Origin of the sequence: Flavobacterium sp. (genome assembly GCF_030146175.1) — a bacterium.
Taxonomy (GTDB): Bacteria; Bacteroidota; Bacteroidia; order Flavobacteriales; family Flavobacteriaceae; genus Flavobacterium.
Genome location: NZ_JASLCE010000126.1, coordinates 1 through 22,172, shown reverse-complemented (window position 1 = coordinate 22,172; position 22,172 = coordinate 1). Strand labels below are relative to the sequence as shown.

17 protein-coding genes and 1 tRNA gene are annotated in these 22,172 nt (G+C 41.3%); 10 read left to right on the top strand and 8 right to left on the bottom strand.

The window, feature by feature from the left end:
* Positions 1 to 8: 8 nt before the first annotated feature.
* A complete protein-coding gene (rimP, locus tag Q1R07_RS14325) occupies positions 9 to 473 on the bottom strand; it encodes a ribosome assembly cofactor RimP (protein WP_300491563.1) in 465 nt (154 codons plus the stop codon).
* 183 nt (positions 474 to 656) lie between these two features.
* On the opposite strand from rimP, the gene Q1R07_RS14320 reads away from it, so the two are divergent.
* Entirely contained in the window at positions 657 to 1,481 is an 825-nt protein-coding gene (locus Q1R07_RS14320) for a universal stress protein (protein WP_300491561.1), read from the top strand.
* Between the two features lie 140 nt (positions 1,482 to 1,621).
* Here the strand turns inward: Q1R07_RS14320 and Q1R07_RS14315 are convergent.
* Positions 1,622 to 1,692: transfer RNA gene (locus Q1R07_RS14315), tRNA-Gln, on the bottom strand.
* Positions 1,693 to 1,856: 164 nt separating this feature from the next.
* On the opposite strand from Q1R07_RS14315, the gene Q1R07_RS14310 reads away from it, so the two are divergent.
* The gene (locus Q1R07_RS14310) at positions 1,857 to 5,060 is read left to right on the top strand and encodes a DUF2723 domain-containing protein (RefSeq protein ID WP_300491559.1); all 3,204 of its coding nucleotides are present in this window, start codon (positions 1,857 to 1,859) and stop codon (positions 5,058 to 5,060) included.
* A 57-nt stretch (positions 5,061 to 5,117) separates the two neighbouring features.
* Positions 5,118 to 5,756: a polysaccharide deacetylase family protein gene (locus tag Q1R07_RS14305; RefSeq protein ID WP_300491557.1), complete on the top strand. Its 639-nt coding sequence runs from the start codon at positions 5,118 to 5,120 to the stop codon at positions 5,754 to 5,756.
* Here Q1R07_RS14305 and Q1R07_RS14300 read toward each other — a convergent pair whose 3' ends face one another.
* The 3 genes from Q1R07_RS14300 to Q1R07_RS14290 form a co-directional block, all read right to left on the bottom strand.
* Positions 5,757 to 6,053: a thioredoxin family protein gene (locus tag Q1R07_RS14300; RefSeq protein ID WP_300491555.1), complete on the bottom strand. Its 297-nt coding sequence runs from the start codon at positions 6,051 to 6,053 to the stop codon at positions 5,757 to 5,759.
* A gap of 73 nt (positions 6,054 to 6,126) precedes the next feature.
* On the bottom strand, positions 6,127 to 7,362 hold the full coding sequence (locus tag Q1R07_RS14295; protein WP_300491583.1) for a metallophosphoesterase: 1,236 nt from the start codon (positions 7,360 to 7,362) through the stop codon (positions 6,127 to 6,129).
* 70 nt (positions 7,363 to 7,432) lie between these two features.
* The gene (locus Q1R07_RS14290) at positions 7,433 to 8,914 is read right to left on the bottom strand and encodes a hypothetical protein (protein ID WP_300491553.1); all 1,482 of its coding nucleotides are present in this window, start codon (positions 8,912 to 8,914) and stop codon (positions 7,433 to 7,435) included.
* A 431-nt stretch (positions 8,915 to 9,345) separates the two neighbouring features.
* On the opposite strand from Q1R07_RS14290, the gene Q1R07_RS14285 reads away from it, so the two are divergent.
* Positions 9,346 to 11,946 carry an FG-GAP-like repeat-containing protein gene (locus tag Q1R07_RS14285; protein ID WP_300491551.1) on the top strand — a complete coding sequence of 867 codons (2,601 nt, stop codon included), beginning with the start codon at positions 9,346 to 9,348 and terminating at the stop codon, positions 11,944 to 11,946.
* A gap of 66 nt (positions 11,947 to 12,012) precedes the next feature.
* Here Q1R07_RS14285 and Q1R07_RS14280 read toward each other — a convergent pair whose 3' ends face one another.
* The 3 genes from Q1R07_RS14280 to Q1R07_RS14270 form a co-directional block, all read right to left on the bottom strand.
* Positions 12,013 to 12,183: a hypothetical protein gene (locus tag Q1R07_RS14280; protein WP_168732826.1), complete on the bottom strand. Its 171-nt coding sequence runs from the start codon at positions 12,181 to 12,183 to the stop codon at positions 12,013 to 12,015.
* Between the two features lie 93 nt (positions 12,184 to 12,276).
* Positions 12,277 to 13,614 carry a HAMP domain-containing sensor histidine kinase gene (locus Q1R07_RS14275; protein ID WP_300491548.1) on the bottom strand — a complete coding sequence of 446 codons (1,338 nt, stop codon included), beginning with the start codon at positions 13,612 to 13,614 and terminating at the stop codon, positions 12,277 to 12,279.
* A gap of 3 nt (positions 13,615 to 13,617) precedes the next feature.
* Positions 13,618 to 14,292 carry a response regulator transcription factor gene (locus Q1R07_RS14270; protein WP_300491546.1) on the bottom strand — a complete coding sequence of 225 codons (675 nt, stop codon included), beginning with the start codon at positions 14,290 to 14,292 and terminating at the stop codon, positions 13,618 to 13,620.
* A 134-nt stretch (positions 14,293 to 14,426) separates the two neighbouring features.
* On the opposite strand from Q1R07_RS14270, the gene polA reads away from it, so the two are divergent.
* From polA to Q1R07_RS14240, 6 genes are all read left to right on the top strand, one after another.
* Positions 14,427 to 17,276 (top strand): DNA polymerase I, encoded by a 2,850-nt coding sequence (gene polA / locus Q1R07_RS14265; protein ID WP_300491544.1) that lies wholly within the window; start codon positions 14,427 to 14,429, stop codon positions 17,274 to 17,276.
* A gap of 125 nt (positions 17,277 to 17,401) precedes the next feature.
* The gene (locus Q1R07_RS14260; protein ID WP_300491543.1) at positions 17,402 to 18,310 is read left to right on the top strand and encodes a nucleotidyltransferase domain-containing protein; all 909 of its coding nucleotides are present in this window, start codon (positions 17,402 to 17,404) and stop codon (positions 18,308 to 18,310) included.
* The gene (locus Q1R07_RS14255) at positions 18,303 to 19,760 is read left to right on the top strand and encodes a radical SAM protein (RefSeq protein ID WP_300491541.1); all 1,458 of its coding nucleotides are present in this window, start codon (positions 18,303 to 18,305) and stop codon (positions 19,758 to 19,760) included. Before Q1R07_RS14260 ends, Q1R07_RS14255 begins: the two co-directional genes overlap by 8 nt.
* Positions 19,757 to 20,539, top strand: coding sequence for a class I SAM-dependent methyltransferase (locus Q1R07_RS14250; RefSeq protein WP_300491539.1), 783 nt, complete (start codon positions 19,757 to 19,759; stop codon positions 20,537 to 20,539). Before Q1R07_RS14255 ends, Q1R07_RS14250 begins: the two co-directional genes overlap by 4 nt.
* Positions 20,536 to 21,927, top strand: coding sequence for a radical SAM protein (locus Q1R07_RS14245; RefSeq protein WP_300491537.1), 1,392 nt, complete (start codon positions 20,536 to 20,538; stop codon positions 21,925 to 21,927). The genes Q1R07_RS14250 and Q1R07_RS14245 overlap by 4 nt, the downstream gene beginning before the upstream one ends.
* Positions 21,928 to 21,929: 2 nt before the next feature.
* A partial coding sequence (locus Q1R07_RS14240) for a hypothetical protein (RefSeq protein ID WP_300491535.1) occupies positions 21,930 to 22,172 on the top strand: 243 nt, incomplete at its 3' end.

The window sequence follows — 22,172 nt, the reverse complement described above, 5'->3', positions numbered from 1 at the left end:
CTTTTTATTTAAAATGTTATTATAACAATTGCTTCCTTGATATCCGAATAAGGAATTTCCGCTTTTTTCTGAACGGTTTCTTTTCCTTTACCAACTTGTTTTGGTTCTCTGGCTTTCCATTCCAAAACAACAAATTCTTCATTGGCATCTGTTAGTTCCGCTTCGATTTTTTCGGTTGCGGTTGTCACTTTCAGTTTTCGTCCGATATTCTTCTTGTATTGTCTCGGGGTTTTAAGCGGTGTGGATGCTCCCGCAGAAGCCACTTCCAGCGAAAAATCCTGTTCTTCCCGATCCAGGTTATGTTCAATAGCCCGGCTAATGTCAATACAGTCCTGAAGACTTACACCATTATCACCGTCTAAAGTTACAATAATTTTGTAAGTATCGGTTATTGTTAAATCAATTAAAAAAAGAGACGGCTTTTGAGACAACCCCTCATCCAGCAACGCGCTAACTTTATCTTTAAATGCCATATTAGTATAAAAAGAGGGGACTTACTGCCCCCTCATTATTTAGTTCATTAATAAATAACGGCGCAAATATAGTATATTTTTTTTAATTATTGAAAATCAATTGTGTATTGCAATTTAATTTCCTACCTTTATGAATAACAATTACAACAAATAAAACACCAAAAATCTTACACCCCTAGTATTATGAAAAAAATTTTAGTCCCTACCGATTTTTCCGATCATGCTGAATACGCCTTAAAAGTAGCCGCACAAATCGCCAGAAAAAACAATGGAGAAATCGTTTTACTTCACATGTTGGAATTACCTCATGAAGGAAGCGATGCTATTGGAAGCGGACATGACATTCCCGAAATCATCTTTTTCAAGAAAAAAGCAGAAGAAAGATTGGACGAAATTGCCAATTCCGATATCCTATCCGGAATCAGCGTAACACAAATAACCAAACTTGAAAGAGCTTTTGACGGGATTCTGAATTTTAGCGGCAAAGACGAAATCGACCTGATCGTTATGGGTTCACACGGAGCCAGCGGTTTTAAAGAAATGTTTATCGGATCCAATACCGAAAAAGTAGTTCGACACTCTGAAACTCCGGTATTGGTTATCAAAAAAGACTCCGATAATTTCACGGTTAACAATTTTGTATTCGCATCCGATTTTACAGACGAAGCCAAAAAACCATTTAAAAAAGTGATCGAGTTCGCCAACGAATTCAACGCTAAAATCCATTTATTAATGGTAAATACACCGAATAATTTTAAATCGACTTCCGTAGCCGAGAAAATGATCAACGATTTTGTCGCGGCATTCGACACCAACAATTATTCAACACATATTTATAATGATGTAAACGTAGAAAAAGGAATTTTACATTTTGCCAAAAGCGTTAATGCCGATCTTATCGGAATTAGCACACACGGTCGAAAAGGTCTTTCCCACTTCTTTAACGGAAGCATCAGCGAAGATTTGGTAAATCATGCCAAACGTCCGGTTGTCACTTTTAAAATCTAAAACAAGTATACCAATAAAAAACCGCTTCGATATGAAGCGGTTTTTTTTTATTTATACAACCCAAAAACCGGTTGTTTTTTTTTCCTTAAAAAACAAACTCAGGTAAATTAAAAAAGCCTCTCAAATTGAGAGGCTTTTTGTTGACCCACTAGGACTCGAACCTAGAACGACTGAACCAAAATCAGCTGTGTTACCATTACACCATGGGTCAGTAAAAGCGGCATCGTTACTGATTTCCGGGTGCAAATGTAGGACAATTATTTTACAATCCAAACTTTTGATAAAAAAATATTAAAAAAATATTTTCAGCGCTCTTTCTCCAAAAAAATAGTTTCTTTGTAAAAGATTTAATACGAAAAAATTAGACGGTATTATATGGTAACATTTAACTTTAAAAAATGGAACACTATCCTTGGATGGTTCACATTTGCAATTGCCTTAATCACGTATTCACTAACAGTAGAACCCTCATTAAGTTTTTGGGATTGTGGTGAGTATATTGCCACTTCAGCCAAACTGGAAGTAGGTCACCCGCCCGGAGCACCTTTGTTCCAAATGATAGGTGCCTTTTTCGCCATGTTTGCCTCCGGTCCGGAAAAAGTAGCCCTGATGGTAAACATGATGTCGGTATTTTCGAGTGCTTTTACCATTTTATTCATGTTTTGGTCGATGACCCTTATCCTGAAAAAAGTTGTTTCCAGCTATACCGAGTTTAACAAAAACAATGCTATCGTAGTATTGGGAAGTGCTTTAGTTGGTTCCCTTGCTTTTACTTTTACCGATAGTTTCTGGTTTAGCGCTACCGAAGCCGAAGTATATGCTATGGCTTCCCTGTTTATAGCCGTACTATTCTGGCTGGCATTGCGTTGGGAAGAAGACATGCACAGTCCGCGTGGAAATAAATGGCTGTTATTGATCTCATTAATGATCGGTTTGTCGTTTGGTGTCCACTTTATGGCTTTATTGACCATTCCTTCCATTGGCTTGCTTTATTATTTTAAGAACTATAAAACCGTAACCGTTAAAAACTTTATCATTGCCAATATCGTTATTGTTGTGATCCTGTTTTTTGTTTTCAAATTCTTACTACCGTATACTTTAGCCTTTTTCGGAAAAATGGAAATCTTTATGGTAAACTCCTTAGGATTACCGTTTAACTCCGGAACTATATTTGCCGCATTATTGATTGTTCTTTTCTTCTATTTCGGTTTACGTTATACCAAAAAGAAAGAAAAACCATTATACAATACACTATTACTTTGCATCTTATTTGTACTAATCGGGTTTTCAACCTGGTTGATGTTACCGATCCGTGCAAACGCGAATGTGGTAATCAATGAAAACAGACCGTCGGATGCCGCAGAGGTACTAGCCTACTATAACCGTGAACAATACGGAGAGCAAAAAACATTTTACGGTCCGTTATTTACAGAAGGTTACGTAGGACTTGACGAAGAAAATCCATATCAGGATGAAAAACCAAACTACGAACGGGATTATAAAACCGGAACGTATAAAATCGTAAACAACTACGTAAACGCCCGTCAAAATACCAGCGACGATCAAAAAGGATTTTTACCGAGAATGTGGAGTACCGATAATGCGGTAAACTATATGACGTTTACACGTCCGGTTAAATTCACCATCAATCCGGAATATTCGCACGAAGATGAACTGGTACAAATCGTATCTGAATTCCGTAATGCTTATGGAAGCGGCAAATTAGGAATTGAAGAATACGACAAATTCTTAAAAGCCTATGGCGAATACCTGATTATCGAAAAACCATCGTTTATCGATAACATGCAATTTATGTTCGAATACCAATTTGGTTATATGTACTGGCGTTACCTAATGTGGAACTTCACCGGTCGTCAGAACGATATACAAGGGAAATACGACACTCAAAACGGAAATTGGATCAGTGGTATCAAATTTATCGATGCCATCCGTTTAGGCTCACAAGACAACCTTCCTTCGGATGTATTAAACAACAAAGCGCGTAATACCTATTACTTTCTACCGTTTATCCTAGGAATCATCGGAATGGTTTTCCATGCCCGAAAAGACCTGAAAAGTTTCTATGTATTACTGGTACTATTCCTTTTTACCAGTTTGGCATTAAAAGTATTCCTAAACGAACGTCCGTTTGAACCGCGCGAAAGAGATTATGCCTTAGTAGGTTCCTTCTATATTTTTGCGATGTGGCTGGGCTTTGGCGTCTATGCTATTTACGACGGAATTAAAAATTATTTACAGCCAAAAATTGCCGGACCTGTGGTTATCGCAGCGTGTTTACTGGCCGCTCCGGTATTGATGGCCAAAGAAAACTGGGACGATCACGACCGTTCACACCGTTATACGGCTGTTGCCATGGCAAAAGCCTATCTGGATTCCTGCGAACCGAACGCCATATTGTTTACCATTGGCGACAACGACACGTTCCCACTTTGGTATGCTCAGGAAATTGAAGGCTACCGAACCGACGTACGAATCGTTAATACGCAGTTATTCACACAAGACTGGTATATCGATCAGATGAAGTCGAAGGCCTATAATTCGGATCCGTTACCGATTTCATTTACACACGATCAGTATGTAAAAGGGAAACGCGATTATATGTTCTTCCAGGAATTAACCAAAGACCGTATCGACATCAAACAATTCATCGACTTTATTAAGAGTGATGACGAACGAACCTTATTTACAATTCCAAGAAGCGGACAAAAAATCCACTTCTACCCGACCAATAAAATTCGTATTCCGGTTGATAAAGCAACCGTGATCAAAAACAAAGTGGTTAATCCCGCCTTAAACGATTCGATTGTTCCGGCTATTGACTTTGAAATCAAAGGAAGCGCATTATACATCAACCGATTAATGATGTTGGATCTGGTTTATAACAACAACTGGAAACGTCCGATTTACTTTACCGGCGGAAGCTTTGGTGACGACGATTATATCTGGATGAAAGACTACCTACAACTGGATGGGATGGTTTATAAACTGGTTCCGGTTAAAACACCGATTCCAAAAGATGGAAGTCCGCTGGATATGGGTAATATCGATACCGAAAAGATGTACAAAATCGTTATGTCATGGGATTGGGGTAATAGTGGCGATCCGAGAATTTATCACGACCCGGAAACGCGTAAAAACAGTATTTCCTACCGTACCAACCTGGCCCGTTTAACCGAAAAATTAATCGAAGAAGGCAAAAAAGACAAAGCCAAAAATATTATTGATCTGGCTATGAAAAAAATGCCAATCGATGAATTTGGTTTCTACACCTTTGTGGAACCGTTTGCATCCGGATATTACGAAGTGGGCGAAACAGCCAAAGCACGCGATATCCTAAACAAGCTATCCAAAAAATACCAGGAAAACCTGACGTATTACAAAGGATTAAAAGCTGCAGAACAGAACGATATGTATGTTGACATTGTAACAGATATTGAGCGTTACCGCGCCTTACTCGATATCATGAAGCGATACGACAAAGACTTCTTCAACACGAACAAAACGAAGTTTAACAGTTACAACAAACTGTTTGAACGATTCGGAAGAGATATGGAATAACAAACCGAGAATATGCCCATGATTTCATGGGCATATTTCTTTTTTAGATGATTTATAATGAGTTTCTGGGTTAAAACGAACAACATTGTCAAAAGACTATTTTCCAACCAGATTTGGGATATTCCAAATACGGAACAAAAAGTATTTCTTACATTCGACGACGGTCCGACGCCCGAAATAACCGAATGGGTTTTAAACCTACTCGAAACCCATCAGATCCGGGCTACTTTTTTCTGCATCGGTAACAACATCGAAAAACATCCGGAGCTATTCAAAAAGGTGATAGCCGCCGGTCATCAGATCGGCAATCATACTTTTAATCATTTAAAAGGCTGGAAAACGGATAACAACACCTATATCCGCAATGCCAAAGCCTGCGAAGACGCTATTGTAAAATACTCGGATGGCAAAATCGATTCCCGTTTGTTTCGTCCGCCCTACGGCAAAATAAAACCGTCCCAATCCCGCTTATTGCGAAAACAGGGCTACAAGATCATTATGTGGGATGTTATCAGTATGGATTTCGACAAAACTATTACACCGGAAAAGTGTCTGCAAAATGTAATCGAAAATGTCGAGCAGGGAAGTATTATCGTATGTCACGATAGCGTAAAAGCATTCGGAAACCTCGAATACCTGTTACCAAAAGTCATTCAGAATCTACAGGAACGCGGCTTCCGTTTTGAAGTACTTTAATTAATATTGCTCCTGAACCAGCGCAATAATTGTATTGGCATCCAGTTCCCCGGATTGGCGCCATACCATTTGCCCTTCTTTATAGATCATCAATGTCGGCAAACCTTTTATCCGTAATGCTTCGGCCAGTTCCTGGTTTTTATCCACATCAATTTTGATCACTTTTGCTTTATCACCTAAAGCAGCAGCGACATCCCGGATAACCGGATGCATGGAAACAGAAGGCTCATTCCAATCGGTATAAAAATCGATTAGCACCGGCACTTGCGCATTGATAAGTTCTCCAAATTTTGACATAGTTTACAAGTTTAAAATCTTTAACTAAACTTTTACGATCAATTAGCTATACAAATGTAGCATTTTTAACGAATTACGCTACTTTTTCACCTTTTTTTAGTTCAATAACGGTAATTTCCGGCCAGATCCCAACACGACCGGGATAGGCATGAAATCCGAAACCGCGGTTCACATAGATATATTTCCCCATTTCTTCATACAATCCTGCCCATTGTTTATAAACATATTCAATTGGACTCCACTTGATTATCCCCGGAATTTCGATTCCAAACTGCAATCCGTGCGTATGACCACTCAGGGTAAGGTGAAAATGTTTGTCGTATTTTTTCACTTCCGCATCCCAATGCGACGGATCGTGACTCATCAGGATTTTAAAGTCATTTGGTGTTAATCCTTCCGAAGCTTTATGCAAATCGCCCGCCTGTTTGAACTTCACGCCCCAGTTTTCCACTCCTACCAATGCGATTTCATCCTCTCCTTTACGAATCTTTACGTGTTCGTTTAACAGCAGTTTAAAATCAATCTGACGGTGTAGGTCTTTGATCGCTTTAAAGTTGTCGTCTTTTGCTTTTTGCGACGGCCACTCGATATACTCTCCGTAATCGTGGTTACCTAAAACCGAAAACTTACCCAAAGCCGGCGTTTCGATCTTTCGGAAGGTATCGATCCACGGATGCATTTCATCGGCATGCGTATTTACGATATCACCCGTAAACAGAATAATATCCGATTTTTGTTCGTTGATCAAATCAATTGCATAACTAATTTTCTCCGGGTTATCAAAGCTACCGCTATGCACATCGGATATTTGTGTAATCGTAGTTCCATCGAAACTATCCGGCAGATCCGGAAAGAAAATCGTTTGCCGGATTACCTTAAAATTGTATTTCCCTTTGGTCATTCCGTACAACAGCGATGTAAACGGGATCAACGCTACCATAAGCGCCACCTGACTTACAAATTTGCGCCTTTCGGGAATGGCTTCCTTGATATTATCGGCCTGCGTAAAATAATTAATGGTGGTTGCAAACAAACGGTATATATCTTCCGTGAGCAATATAATCGCTATAAGCAATTTCGGGATTAACGTGATTAAAAGCAATCCCATAGTAAACAAGGTCTGCTTCGTTTGCCCCACACTTCGGTCAAACTGTGCAAACGAATAAATCAGATATATAAAAATGGCCAGACTCACCAACTGATAGCTTATCAGTATCCATCTTTCTTTGGTGATGGTTCGGAAAGCCTGGAATGCATACAATTCCACTAATAGTAAAATTACGCCTATAAAAACTAATCGCATTACAATAAATTAAGAGGCAAAGTAACAAAGAAAGCCATTACCGACGGATTTTCATTAGCAATAATTTAACTATACTTTATCGGATGGAAGCACTGAATGATTTTATCGTAAAACTCTGGCCACCGGCATTGAGTCTTTTCACCCATATTTCTATCGAATCACCGCTATCCAACATTACCGTTCCCTGAACCGGAAACGATTGCACATAACCGGCGTTGGTATCGATAAACGTTTCCGAAGCCGTTACTGCTGCTGTACCTCCGGCTGCCGGAATTCGCATGATATAAAACACATAAGTAGTATTTGTCACTCCGGTAATATCGCCGAACGAAACCGCGGCATTTACCGTAAAAATTCTGGATTTCCGTCCCTGATAGGTTAGCCTGTTATTGGTTGAAGTAAAACGGTATAAATTATTATTCGCCGTATTCGGAATATCGATTTTAACACCAGTGGTTGAAGGCAAAGCCGTAGCCGCTTGCGCCAGTGTTCGGTCGTAAAAAATATTTCCGGTCGAAACCGCATCCCCTTCCACAGGGATACCCGAACTATTCACCACCCAACGGTTATCAAAATTAAATCCGGTATAACTTCCCGTAGTATAACGTTTCACATAAGTTCCCGCCGTTCCGGTAGTATAAAATACTACGTCTTTTAAAAGCGCATCACCTGTTATGGTTGGATTAGCCGACACATCAATCCCGGTTTTCCCGGAGTTAACCACGCTAAAACCACCGGCGCGTTGTAGCATATTGAACGTACCTTTAAAGGTTTCGAACGTTCCGGAGTTGGTATCCTGCCAACCCACATTACTAATCAGCAATTGGTTTACATTTTCATAGGTAATCCCGGTCGTATTGGCAGCAAACTGAACAATCGTTAAAAATACCAATCCGAAGTTTTTAATATCACCAACCGCACCGGAACCCGCTACGATACAATCGCGGAAAATCAGATTTGGACTTGATGTTCCATTCAAATCAAACACTTTTACCGAAGCGGTTAGTGTAAGATTCCGAAGACTTCCTCCTGTAGCACCGGTAAAAAGCGTTCCGGTACGCACTAATCTGTCGTTATTTGTATCCAATCCGGAAACATAGGCGCCGTTTAATTCGATAGGTTTGTCCACATTAATCGTTCCATTGATTTCATAAAACGTTCCAGCGGTTAACTTATACGTTGATCCGCCTCCGGCTGTCGATTCGGCTGCTAAAACAGTCGCGAGTACATCGGTCGATTTGATTCTTTTAAAGTTCAGTCGTCTGTCACCATCGCCCAACATCTTAATCCAGGTAGTTGTTGGCAAATCATAAAAATAATAGGATTTAATATCCGTATCATATACCAGTAATCCATTCGCAGGACTTGTAATTGCTGTCCTTTGCGCAGTCGTCATACGCGGTGTTAGCAATCCTTTTGAGGTTGAGGTCATATCCAAAAGCGAACTTGCATCTGGCACAGTAGTTCCTATTCCAACCTGAGCCATAATTGGAGCGGCAAACAGGATCGATACAGAGAATAGGAGATTTCTAAAGAATGTAAGGGCTATTCTTTTCATAGAGGATAGATTTGGGGTAGTTGTTTATTGCAACTAAAAATACTACATCCTAACAAAAAAAACAATATCCGAAAACTAAATTTAACACAACAAAAATTAAAAAATTAACGCCTGAAAGATATTTATTAGGATTACTTTCACAAAAACCCATCACATAAAGCAACAACACCCACTTATACCCTATCTTTTGAAAGCATTCCGACATTCAGGAATATTACAAATAGGCCATCTGCTGTTATATTTTAAACAAGACACTTTAGACAAACTAAATTTATTACCGTTATTTTTTTTCACTACACAAATCAATCGTTAATTTTTTTAGCATTTCGAAACTCCACCTGCCAAAAATCCTAAATACTATCAAAAAAACCAGTCTGTTATTTTTATTTAATCTAAATAAATACCTTTGTGCCAACTTATTCAAAATTATCATGAAGAAAATATACTTACTAATTACGCTATTTTCCATGGCACAGGTGGACTGTAACGCGCAATTACTCACCCCAAACAGCTCGGCTTTTACCGGAGCTTTCTATGGGGATTGCGTGGCAGCCGACTTTAATGGCGATGGAATAAAAGAGATTATTGTATCCGGTGCGCTTCCGGGTTACAACGGGCATACCGCTTTGTATGTAAACCAAAACGGGACCTATGTTCCCAACACGGCAACAGCATTTACTCAGATCATGTATTCGGCGATAGGAACCGGCGATATCAACAATGACGGGCATCTTGATTTTGCTATAACCGGAACCCGAACCGATACCGACGAGCAGGTTTTCGAGATTTACTACGGAAACGGCGACAACACCTTTACAAAAGTCACCGTAGACAATATCCAACCGACGATTTATGGCGCCATTGAGATTGTCGATTTTGACAAAGACGGCGATATGGACATTCTGGTTAATGGAATGTTGGACAGTGGCGACAAAGTATCGACCATTTACCTGCAAAACGGTACTAGCGGTACGTTTACCGTATCACCAACAGTACTCTCGGGTACCTATTTCGGTGCTGCAAAAGTATTTGATGCCAATTCGGATGGTTTTCCGGATATAATCATCACCGGTTATACCAATGCTTATGTTCCGGAAACCAAATTCTACCTGAATCAGGGAGATGGTACGTTTATCGGACATAGCAGCGGATTAGACAATGTTTATTTCTCCTCGATTGATACTGCCGACATCAATGGCGACGGTCATCCGGATGTGTTATTATCCGGAATGAGCGATTCGTTCGAACCGACACTAACGGCCTATATCAACAATGGTGCAGCACATTTCACTCCAATAGGCGCTTCCTTTATCGGAACCTATTATGGTAGCTCTCGTTTTGTAGATTACGATAACGACGGCGATCTAGATATCCTTACGCTGGGATCCAATGCCGATGGCGATAATAAAGTATTATTCTACCGTAACAACGGTTCCGGAGAATTTGCACTGGACGTTGAAAACTCCAACCTTTTAACAGCCGTAACCATGTCGCGTGCTTTGGTTTTCGATTATGACAACGACGGTGACACCGATATCTTTTTGATGGGTTATAAAGAAAATGATGTTGCTTCGGCCATTCTTTATACCAACAACAGTGTCCAGAATTGTACACCGAGCTATCAGTACAATGCCGATAGCAATATGATCACCAATGTATCTTTTGGTAGTATTAACAACCCATCTCCATTCCAGTCGGGAACAACACCGACGTATGAAGATTTTTCAAGCATTAGTGCTACCGTAACCAAAGGACAAACCTATCCGATAGCGGTTAAAGGACCTTCCAGTTCTTTCCCAAGTGATCTCATGGTTTATATCGACTTTAACGGAAACGGAAACTTTAACGATGCCGGCGAAGGATTCTATATCGGTCAGTTAGCACCGGCAAATCCGGCCAATGCCAATACGGTTACCGCCAACATAACAATCCCGGCTACGGCTACTAACGGAACTGTCAAAATGCGAATCATTAAAAATACGAATGTAGCCGCGTTGAGCAATCCGAATGCACCCAATACCATTACCGATCCATGTGACACGACTTTAAGAGCCGGACAAACGGAAGATTACACCCTTACCATCGAAAATAGTACCGTTTGCAATCAGGAACCGGGACAAGCCATAGGCGATGTTGGCTGTGTTACCTTTACCTATCAGGGACAAACGGTAACCTATACTACGGTACGTGGTGCCGACAGAAACATCTGGTTACAACAAAACTTAGGAAGCCCGGCTGTAGCGACATCATCAACCGATGCGAATGCTTTTGGTGATCTATTCCAATGGGGGCGTTGGGACGATGGACATCAATTGCGTACTGCGACTACAGCCATATCACCGGCGAATAACAACCCAACCGGTATCGGAGCAGGAAATGCAAACTATTTTACGTCATCGCCAGCCTGGTGGAATACCAATCAGCTTACCGACACCTGGAGTGCTACAACACCGGCCAATGCAACAGCGACCGACGGATGTGATCCCTGTCGTGCTTTAGGAGAAGGATGGAGAATGCCGTCACAAACCGACTGGGAATTAATCGTTGAAAAAGAATTGATCTCTTCCCCATCAAAAGCCTATGACAGTAATTTAAAACTAACCGTAGGCGGAAACAGAGACACTGCAGGAAGCTTTAACTTTACAGGAGTACGTGGTTATTACTGGAGCCGTACGACAAGTTCAACCGGAGCAAAAAATTTATACTTCAGTAATGCAATCGTCAATCCGGCAGCAGGAGGTCCAAGAGGACAAGGCTCGGCAGTGCGTTGTTTGAAAGCCACTGCAGCACTTGGTTTAAACGACAATCTGAAATCAAAATTCAACATTTACCCGAATCCGACGCGTTCGCAGGTAACAATTGCCACCACTCAAACGGACATTACGGTAAAACTATTCAACGCGATAGGACAACAGGTTTTGACTACCCAATCGAATGTGATCAATATGTCTGATATGGCCAGCGGTATTTATATCATCCAGATACAAACCGAAAATGGCGAAACCTATTCGCAAAAAATTGTGAAGCAATAATAAGGTGCAAGCAAACACCTAAAATAAAAGAGGCCGGTTGATCACCGGCCTCTTGCTATTTTCTGACTATTTTTTTTGGTTATCCATTTTGGCATCCCCTTTTTTAGGTTCTGCTTTTACTTCGGTTTTAGCACGATGCTGATGTTTTTTAGTGGTAACAGTTTTTGCTGGTGCTGTTTGAGCGAAAGCCATTGCTGTTGACACTACCATCACAGCAACTAACATTAATTTTTTCATGATTTCAAAGTTTAATGATTAATTTATGAGTCAAAGTTACCAGCTGAAAATGAAGACAAAATGAAGATTACACCTCGTTTGGAATTTTAACATTTAATTGGCTTTTTCCGGTGATTGAAAACGGAGCGTAAACGTACTTCCCTCTGCCAAAACCGAGCGCACCTCGATACTGCAATTGTGGAAACGGGCAATGCTGTTGGCTATGGCCAAACCAAGCCCCTGTCCTTCCACTTGTAAATTGATTCGCGTAAAACGATCGAATAGGGTTTCCATCTGATCCGTCGGAATTCCTTGTCCGGTGTCACTGATCGACAGCCAATAAATACCGTTTTTAAAACCATCGGCCAACACAATTCGTCCTGCTTTCCGGTTATATTTAATCGCATTTCCCAACAGATTAAACAACAATATATGCATCAGGGTTCGGTTTCCCATAAAACAATAGTCGTGCTGTAATTCCGAAATCACAGTGATCTCGCGATCCTTAATCCGATCATCAAGCTCTTCCAGCAGTTCGTCCAGTAATTCCCGTAACACGATGGTTTCGTCCGACAGGAATTTATGGTGTTCGATTTTTGAAATCAACAACAGGTTATTGATAATCTTTTTCAGGTTGTCCAATGTTCGTAGCGAACTCACTATTCTCTCCTGACCTTCATTATTGATCGAATCGTTTTGCAACAGGTTTTCAAATCGGTTTTTCAGAATCGCAATGGGTGTTAGCAATTCGTGCGATACATTCGCTATAAACTGTTTTTCTTTCCGGATCACATCCTGCATGCGCTCCATCATCTGATTTAGCGCCAGATCCAATTCTTTAAAATCATCCGAATGCGTCTGAATCACAGTTTTATTATAGGTTTCCGGATTATCGATATGCCGGATTTTCAGATCAATAATTTTATAAAACGGACGAAGCAGGTAATCGATATAAAAAGCTTCCAGTAAAAATGTAAGCAAAACCAATCCGATCAAAACAGCAACCGTAAAAAAACGGATCACAAAATACAGGTCTTTTACCTGCGCCAGGTTATTTCCGATTTCCAACAGATAGGATTTCCCTCCGTATTTAAAGAAATACTGTAAAATCCGGTATTCATTTTCTTCTTTTTCGATGATCCGGGGTTCGGTTACAAAAACCGTACGATGCTTGACAACCTGATGATCGGGCAATCGCGACAATTGTAAAAATTCACTGTGCAGCTTTGAAAAACTGGCATAGGTATCGTCCATACTGTTATCCGAAAGAAAATTAGTGATTTCTTCATTATCGAGATTCCGGATAAATTTTTCCTTTTTTTCCAGCAAACTGGTTGTGATATGCCGGAAGACTACTTTTTCGACCAATACCGGTAATACAAACCACAAAACCACGATCAGTACGATTCGGGTTAGAATACTAAAAACGGCTACCTGGTGTTTAAATTTCATCTGTTATTCATTGATACGATATCCGACATTCCGAACGGTTTCAAACCAATCCAGTTTTTCATAATGTTCCAGTTTTTTCCGCAGATTCCGGACGTGTACATCGATAAAATTCGAATCGGCGTTCAATTCCAGAATATCGCCCCAAAGGTGTTCGGTTAACTGCAATCGGGTCACCACCCGGTTTTTATTCAGTACGAGATATTGGAAAACATCAAACTCTTTTTTGGTCAGTCCTATGACATTTTCACCGTGTTTTACTTTATAATCCTGTAATTGGATACTAAATCCGTGAATGCTCAGCTCATTTAAAGTAAACCCATGCATTCGTCGGATTACGGCAAAAATACGCGCACCGAGTTCGGTCAGCGCAAAAGGCTTGGTCAGATAATCGTCGGCACCAAGCTGAAACCCGCTAATCCGGTCGTCCAGTTCGCCGCGGGCCGTAATCACAATTACCCCCATTTTATTGTGTTCTTTCCGAACGGTTTTTAGCAAATCCAATCCGTCGCCATCCGGTAACCCCAGATCGAGCAACATCAGGTCGTAAGAATTGCGGTCGATCTCCTCCAATGTTTCCCGACAACTTTGCTTTATTTTACAAAAATGTCCCACACTGCTGAGGTACGTTACCATTTCCCGAGCCAGTTCGTCATGATCTTCTACGATAATAATATTCATAGCTAACAAGGTTAAAACCAATTAAAATTACAGAATAATCGGAATCATCCGACAAGCGGTCGCATAAATTTCCATTGGAATTTCGATCGTATCAATATCGGATTCCGTATTTTTACAAGCAAATAGCCTATATCATGTCACAACAAAAACGCCTTTTTCTACTGGATGCCTACGCATTGATTTTCCGTGGGTATTATGCCTTTATCAAAAACCCACGTATCAACTCCAAAGGACTGGATACGTCGGCCGTTATGGGATTTATGAATTCCCTGATGGATGTGATTAAAAGAGAAAAGCCCGGTTATCTGGCCGTTGCCTTCGATAAAGGAGGAAGCGAACTCAGAAGCCAAATGTTCCCCGAATACAAAGCCAACCGCGACGAAACACCGGAGGCGATCAAAATAGCCGTTCCGTATATTCAGGAAATTCTGAAAGCCATGCATATTCCGATTATGGAATTACCCGGTTATGAAGCCGACGACCTTATCGGAACCTTAGCCAAACAAGCCGAAAAAGAAGGCTATACGGTCTATATGGTTACACCCGATAAAGATTTTGCTCAGTTGGTATCCGAAAATATTTTTATGTACCGACCGGCACGTATGGGTAATGATATTGAAATCTGGGGTGTTCCGCAGGTATTGGAAAAATTCGAAATTGAACGTCCCGAACAGGTGATCGACTTTTTAGGAATGATGGGTGATGCCGTAGATAACATTCCGGGACTTCCGGGTGTGGGCGAAAAAACCGCAAAAAAATTATTAAAAGAATACGGATCGATGGAAAACCTTTTGGCCAATACCCATGAGCTAAAAGGTAAAATGAAAGAAAACATCGAAGCCAATGCCGACAAAGGAAGATTATCCAAAACCCTGGCCACAATATTACTGGATTGTCCGGTGCAATTCGACGAAAAAGATTTCGAATTATCCCGTCCGGATGTGGAAAAAACCGAAGCCATTTTCCAGGAACTGGAATTTCGTAGAATGAAAGAACAGTTCGATAAACTTTTTGCAGACGGTTCCGAGTTTGACGAGATTAATACCAACAATCTGGAGCCTTCCGCTTCAACGGTATCTAAAACACGGAAAACAGCGAAAAACGAAGACCAGACTTCTTTATTTGACGACGGTCAGGTAGCAACCACCAGTACGCACAACAGCTTTTACGACACACTGGAAACCACCAGTCACAATTACCAGATTGTACAAGGCGATTTGGGAATCCGTTTGTTAGTTCAAAACTTATTACAACAACCGGAGGTTTGTTTTGACACCGAAACGACCGGACTTGACGCCTTACATGCCGAACTGGTTGGAATCGCCTTCTCTTATGAAAAAGGAAAAGGCTTTTATGTTCCGTTCCCGGACAATCAGGAAGAAGCCAAAACCGTATTGGAAAAACTACTACCGTTCTTCGAAAACGAAACCATACTCAAAATAGGACAAAACCTAAAATACGATCTGAAAGTACTGGCCAATTACGGCGTTACGGTTAAAGGTCGTTTATTCGATACCATGATTGCGCATTATCTGATCAATCCAGATATGCGTCATAACATGGATGTCTTGTCTGAAACCTATTTAAAATACGCGCCAAAATCCATCGAAACACTGATTGGTAAAAAAGGAAAAAACCAGAAATCGATGCGCGATGTCGCTTTGGAAGACATCAAGGAATATGCGGTGGAAGATGCCGATGTTACGCTACAATTAAAAGCGCTTTTCTCGGAAAAACTCGACAAAACCGGAACGAAAAAACTATTCGAAGATATCGAAATTCCGTTGGTAGCCGTATTGGCCGCTATGGAGCGCGAAGGTATCCGACTGGATGTGGATTTCCTAAAATCTTTATCTAAAGATATGGAAGTTGAAATCAAAACGCTGGAGCAAAAAATCTATGAAATTGCCGGAGAACATTTTAATCTGGCATCGCCAAAACAATTGGGTGATATCCTGTTCGAAAAACTGAAAATCGGTGGAGCGAAACAGAAAAAAACCAAAACCGGTCAATATGCAACCGGCGAAGAAGTTTTGAGTTACCTGGCCAACGAACACGAGATTGTTCAGAGTATTCTCGACTGGCGTCAGTTGGTTAAATTAAAAAATACCTATATCGATGCGTTGCCGACTCAGGTCGACAAAGACACCCAACGCGTCCATACTGATTATATGCAAACCGTGGCTGCAACCGGCCGACTTAGTTCGAACAACCCGAACCTGCAAAACATTCCGATTCGAACCGAACGAGGTCGCCAGATCCGAAAAGCGTTTATTGCGCGTGATGAAAACTACACCCTGGTTTCTGCCGATTACTCGCAGATTGAGCTTCGTATTATCGCTGCATTAAGCGGAGAACCGAACATGATCAAATCGTTCCAGAATGGTGAAGACATTCACGCCTCTACCGCAGCCAAAGTATTTAACGTACCGTTGGAAGCCGTAACCCGCGAACAACGTAGCCATGCCAAAACCGTAAACTTTGGAATCATCTATGGTGTTTCGGCATTTGGATTGAGTAACCAAACGTCGTTAACCCGTTCGGAAAGTAAAGAATTGATCGACGCCTACTACCAGACGTATCCAAGACTAAAAGCCTATATTCAGGAACAAATGGAATCGGCTCGCGAACATGGCTATGTACAAACCGTTTTAGGTCGTCGTCGTTACTTAAAAGACATCAACTCCGCCAATGCCGTAGTTCGTGGCGCTGCCGAACGAAATGCCGTTAACGCCCCGATTCAGGGAAGTGCTGCCGACATCATCAAAATTGCTATGATCAATATTCATAAACGATTAATTTCCGAAAACTGGAAAAGTAAGATGTTGCTACAGGTACACGATGAGCTTGTATTTGACGTTCACAACAGCGAACTGGAACGCATTCAGCCAATGATCAAACACGAAATGGAAGAAGCCTTTAAACTGGACGTCCCATTAGAAGTCGAGCTAGGCCATGGAAAAGACTGGCTTCAGGCACATTAATCATTTAAAAAACAATTTGTTATATCTTTTTATATCATATTTTTAAAATTTTAATATCAATCCAAAGATTTTGCTAATTTTAAATCGTCCAATCCGACCTTTTATTAATAGCAAAATCTTTTGTTTTGAAGATATTAAAGCCGATTCTGTATTTTTCCATTTTCAACCATCCTCTACAACTGGAGGAAGTCTATTCCTTCTCCGATCACGAGAACCGAATGGATTTTGATCGCGAAATCGAGCAGGCCTTACAACAAGGCATTATCACCAAAACAGACCGCTATTACCATACCAACCTGACAACCGAACACATTCATCGCAGGGAAACTGGTAACCGAAATGCCGTGAAGGCAATGGAAAAGGCACAAAAAAAAGCACAATTTATTTCGTCCTGGTTTCCGTTTGTCGAAGCGGTAGCCATATCCGGTTCCTTATCCAAAGGTTATTTCGACGACAATTCCGACATCGATTTCTTTATCATCAGTAAACCCGGGTATCTGTGGATTTGCCGCACCTGTCTGGTATTGTACAAAAAGTTGTTTCTTTTTAATTCCAAAAAATATTTCTGTGTGAATTATTTTATCACGGCAGACAATCTGGAAATTGAAGAAAAAAATCGTTTTACGGCTACAGAAATTGTAACTTTAATTCCATTATACGGAAAAGAGAAACTGATTGCTTTTTATGAAAGCAACCAATGGGTTCGCTCCTTTTTTCCAAATAAAACCCAAACGGATAGCGACAGTATCCGTCCGATAAAAAAGAAAAAAATAACGGCTGCTTTTGAACGCTTTTTATCCGGTTCGATTGGCCGCAGAATAGAACAGTTGACCTTTAAAACTACTTTTTGGTTTTGGAAATTAAAATTCGAAAGAAAACTGGCTTCCGAATTTTCAATTGCTTTCAAGTCATCAAAAAGAGTATCCAAACACCATCCGTCCAATTTTCAAAAAAAAATCATTGATGCTTTAAACCAGAAATACGACGACCTCAACGCCACCCATCATATCCAGCTAACCAAAGAACATGTCTGATATCTTATTTTCACACTCGTACTACTACCGGCTCGATCCGAAGCAGTGGAAAAACCATACGCCTTTTCCACCTTTAGGAACGCTCTATGCTGCGTCGTTGTTGCGCGAAAACGGCTATCAGGTCGATTTGTTCGATACCAATCTGTTGGATAATCCGCGTGCCATTACCGGAAAACTGGAAAACGACAAGCCGCGTTATCTGGTGATTTATGACGACGGTTTTAATTACCTGACCAAAATGTGTCTGACCACTATGCGGGAAGCTTGTTTTGAAATGATCACCATCGGAAAACAACACCAATGTACCGTTATTGTATGCAGTTCCGATTCAACCGATCATTATCCAAAATACCTGGATAAAGGTGCCGACTATATTTTACAAGGCGAAGGCGAAGCCAGTCTTTTGGAACTGATCAATACTTTAGAACACAAAATGCCCGTTGCTACTATCAATGGGATTATCTATACCGATCCAGACACACATCAAATCCGGATCAACCCCAAACGTCCGATTCTCCAAAATCTGGATGAATTGCCGTTACCCGCCTGGGATTTAATCGACATCGATTCGTATAAAGCCCAATGGCAAAAAAGCGGTCAGCCGTTTACCCTGAATATCGCCACCACACGCGGTTGTCCGTACAAATGCAACTGGTGTGCTAAACCGATCTACGGGAATCGCTACAATGCCCATTCGCCGGATTATATCGTACGTCAAATTGCCCATCTGAAGTCCGCATTTGGTGTAACCCGATTTTGGATGTGCGACGATATTTTCGGACTAAAACCCAACTGGGTTCAGGAATTCGGAAAACTATTGGACGAACATCAGTTATCAATCCGTTATTATATCCAAAGTCGCGCCGACTTACTTTTAAAAGAAGATACCATCACCGTACTGGCGCGTACCGGATTGGAAGAAGTCTGGATCGGTGCCGAAAGCGCTTCCCAGAAAATCCTTGATGCGATGGACAAAGGCACTACGGTAGCTCAGATTTATGAAGCCACCCGTTTGCTAAAAAAGAACAGCGTTAGAGTTGCTTTTTTCCTGCAATTCGGTTATCTGACCGAAAATCAGGACGACATCCAGAAAACCATCGCCATGGTCAAAGAACTGTTACCCGACAATATCGGGATTTCCGTTTCGTATCCGTTACCGGGCACCAAATTTTACGACAAGGTCAAAGAAGACCTGAAACAAAAATCCAACTGGACCGATTCGGACGATTTGGACATGATGTTTCACGGTACCTATTCATCCGAGTATTATCGTAAATTACAACGATTGGTTCACAAGGAATACCGTATCAGTCAGGGGCTTTATTTTCTAAAAAACCTGTTCCGCGATCCGGTACGCCCTGACAAATTAAAATCCATTGTCAAACTGGGTTATTATATTCCGAGCGTCGGAATCGACCGTTATCAGATAAAAGCTTTAGAAAAACTATGAATGCTTCGTTCGACATAGCCGCTGCCACGTACGACCAAACGTTTACCCATACGGTAATCGGCAGGTTGCAACGCGATTTGGTCTATCGTCATATGACGGAAGCGCTACACCCTAGTACGATCCGCTCTATATTGGAAATCAACTGCGGAACGGGCGAAGACGCCATTTGGTTATCCCAACAAGGCTATCAGATAACGGCCACCGATATTTCGGAACAAATGATCATCACAGCTAGGCAAAAAGACACTACCGGGATGATTACTTTCCGGCAGGCTGATATCAATACGCTTCCCGCGGCTTTTCCAAATCAGACCTTCGATGCGATCTTTTCCGATTTTGGCGGACTGAATTGCCTTTCCGAATCGGAATTGGAAGCCTTTTTCGAAAATGCCAATCGGTTACTCAACCCAAACGGCAGGTTGTTTTTAGTGATCATGCCTAAAAACACGGTATGGGAACAATGTTATTTTCTGTTAAAAGGCCAATGGAAAGAAGCCTTCCGTCGCAAACGTGAAAAAGCGATCGTCAACATCGACGGAGAAGCCGTGGTGACCTATTATTACAATCCGGCAGCAATCAAACGAATGGCACAACGCCATTTTGCCGTCACTCATATAAAACCCGTTGGTTTTTTTATTCCACCCTCCTACCTGGAACCCTTTGTAAAAGACAAAAAACGCTTAACCGCTGTTTTGGGTTCCCTGGAAAACACTATTCGAAACATTCGATTCCTGTCGCGCTATTCCGATCACTATTTTATTGCGTTGCAAAAAAGATGAGTATACTGCTAACACACGGGTATTATATATCGGACGATCCGAAGGAGCAAAAAATCATGAAGCCATATCCGCCATTGGGATTGCTTTATATTTCGGGTTATTTGCTGGAACGGAATATTTCGAATGCTGTTTATGACAGTACGTTTTATTCCCAACCCGAACAATTGGATTATATCGCCGAAATACAACCGGATGTTATTGCGATTTACACCAACCTGATGACCAAAGTTGAGGTGATTCGATTGATTCGGATCCTGAAAACGGACTACCGTTACGGTTTTCCTACAATTATTTTAGGCGGACCGGATGTGACCTATAATTGCGAAAATTACCTCAATGCCGGTGCCGATTTTCTGATCATAGGCGAAGGCGAAGAAACCACTTACCAATTGTATCAGGCTATTATGGAACAGTCGGATTATACAGCTGTTGACGGTATCGCCTTTTTTGACAACGGTCAATTGATCAAAACAAAAGCCCGAACCAAGTTCAAGGAATTGGACGAGTTGCCATTACCCAACCGAAAAGCGGTTCCTATTGAAAAATATTTACAAACCTGGAAAACGAATCACGGGAAAAGCTCGATGACGATTTCCACACAACGCGGCTGTCCGTATACCTGTAAATGGTGCAGCACGGCTGTCTATGGCCAGAGTTACCGTAGACGACCAGCACAACAGGTGGCTGCCGAAATGCGTCTTTTAAAAGACCAATACAATCCCGACACCCTCTGGTTTGTAGACGACGTATTTACCGTGAGTCACAAATGGCTAACGGAATTCCATAAAGAAGTACTCACCCAGGACGCCAAAGTTCCGTTCGAATGTATCACCCGGGCCGAACGCCTTAACGATGCCATTCTGCAATTATTAAAAGAAGCCGGATGTTATCGGATCTGGATTGGTGCCGAAAGCGGTTCCCAGAAAATCATTGACCTGATGGATCGCCGTGTCGATGTATCGGTGGTCAAACAGGCCATTCAGAAAACCAATGCTCTTGGTATCGAAACCGGAACGTTTATTATGGTAGGCTATCCCGGTGAAACCGAAGACGATATTCATCAAACGATCCAATACCTTAAAGAAGCCAACCCTACGGAATATACCATTACCGTAGCCTATCCGATTAAAGGGACTTCTTTGTATAACGAAGTGGAAAGCCAAATCACCGTACAACCCGATTGGGAAACCTCAACCGACCGTCAGATTGATTTTAAAAGAACCTATTCGCGTAAGTTTTACGATTATGCCGTGAGTAAAGTTGTAAACGAAGTGGAATTTTACCGGGAGCTGATTAAAACCGAAAACCGGAATCCGATCAAAATACTGAAATTAAAAACCAAATCCATTTTGGCCAGTGGCCTGATGCGGATTAGTAAACAGTTATAAAGATGAACCATCCGGCCGAACAGAAATATGTCATTTTTATCACCTTGCTTTATTTTACGATAAGCCTGCTGGGTATTATGCATCATGAACTTTGGCTGGACGAAGCGCATCACTGGTTATTGGCGTTGGACAGCGGTTCTTTTTCGGAACTGTTTTACAATATGCGCCACGAAGGCCATCCAATGCTGTGGAACATCCTATTGTTTTTACTCACCCGAATCACCGACAATCCCTTTGGAATGCAA